The sequence below is a fragment of the Rhodococcus sp. 15-2388-1-1a genome (assembly GCF_002259145.1).
Lineage (GTDB): Bacteria > Actinomycetota > Actinomycetes > Mycobacteriales > Mycobacteriaceae > Rhodococcoides.
This window is the reverse complement of sequence record NZ_NPFP01000029.1, coordinates 1-1,437: the sequence shown is the minus strand read 5'-3', so window position 1 is coordinate 1,437 and position 1,437 is coordinate 1. Positions and strand designations below refer to the sequence as shown.

1 protein-coding gene is annotated in these 1,437 nt (G+C 64.6%); it reads right to left on the bottom strand.

All coding sequences use genetic code 11. The features are described 5' to 3' along the window. On the bottom strand, positions 1-1,437 hold a 1,437-nt coding region (locus CH302_RS17070), incomplete at both ends, for an acyl-CoA carboxylase subunit beta (protein WP_217903122.1).

The window sequence follows — 1,437 nt, the reverse complement described above, 5'->3', positions numbered from 1 at the left end:
TCGTATTCCTGCTGCAGTGTCAGGCGGAGAGCGTCGACGTCTTCACCGTTCTTCGCTGCCTCGAGCAGTTGTTTGCGGTAGACGAACCCGACGGCACCGGAGGCTCCCATCACGGCGATCTGCGCGGTCGGCCAAGCGAGGTTGACGTCGGCTCCCATGTGCTTGGACCCCATCACGTCGTACGCGCCGCCGTACGCCTTACGCGTGATGACGGTGATCTTCCCGACGGTCGCTTCGCCGTAGGCGTAGAGCAGTTTCGCGCCGCGTCGGATGATGCCGTTGTATTCCTGCCCGGTGCCGGGCAGGAACCCGGGCACATCGACCAGGGTGATGATCGGGACGTTGAAGCAGTCGCAGGTCCGCACGAAGCGGGCTGCTTTCTCGGAGGCATCGATATCCAACGTTCCGGCGAATTGGGTGGGTTGGTTGGCGACGATCCCCACCGAGCGGCCGTCGATGCGCCCGAATCCGACGATGATGTTGCGGGCCCGGCCCTCCTGCACCTCCAAGAACTCGTCGTCGTCGAGGATCCGGGTGATGACCTCGTGCATGTCGTAGGGGGTGTTCGGTGAGTCGGGGATCAGGGTGTCGAGTTCGAGGTCCTCGGCGGTGAGCGAGTCGGCGATCGATCCGGTGATCGGGTCCGACGCCGCGGTGCGGGGGGCGTCGGCGCGACTGTTCGACGGCAGATAGGACAGCAGGTCGCGGACGTAGTCGAGGGCGTCTTGTTCGCCGGAGGCGACGTAGTGCGCGACCCCGGATTTCTCCATGTGAGTGGTGGCTCCGCCGAGTTCTTCCATGGTGACGTTTTCGCCGGTGACGGTTTTGATGACGTCGGGTCCGGTGACGAACATCTGGCTCGTGCCGTCGACCATGACCACGAAGTCGGTCAGGGCCGGGGAGTAGACGTGCCCACCGGCGGCGGGTCCCATGATCACCGAGATCTGTGGGATCACTCCGGAGGCGCGGACGTTGCGGTGGAAGATCTCGCCGTACAGTCCGAGGGAGACGACCCCTTCCTGGATGCGGGCTCCGGCACCTTCGTTGATGCCGACCAGGGGGCGTCCGGTCTTGACGGCCAGGTCCATGACCTTGACGATCTTCTCGCCGTAGATTTCACCCAACGAGCCTCCGAAGACGGTCGCGTCCTGGGAGAACACGCACACATCGCGGCCGTCGACGGTGCCGTAGCCGGTGACGACGCCGTCACCGAAGGGTCGGTTGTCGGCCAACCCGAAGTTCTGGGAGCGGTGCCGGGCGAGGGCGTCGAGTTCGACGAACGAGCCCTCGTCGAGCAACGCGGTGATCCGCTCACGGGCGGTCAGCTTGCCTTTGGCGTGGACCTTGTCCACCGCCGCCTCACCGGAGGGAATCTCCGCAACCGCGAGACGTTTACGAAGATCGGCCAATTTACCCGCAGTCGTATGAATATCGGGT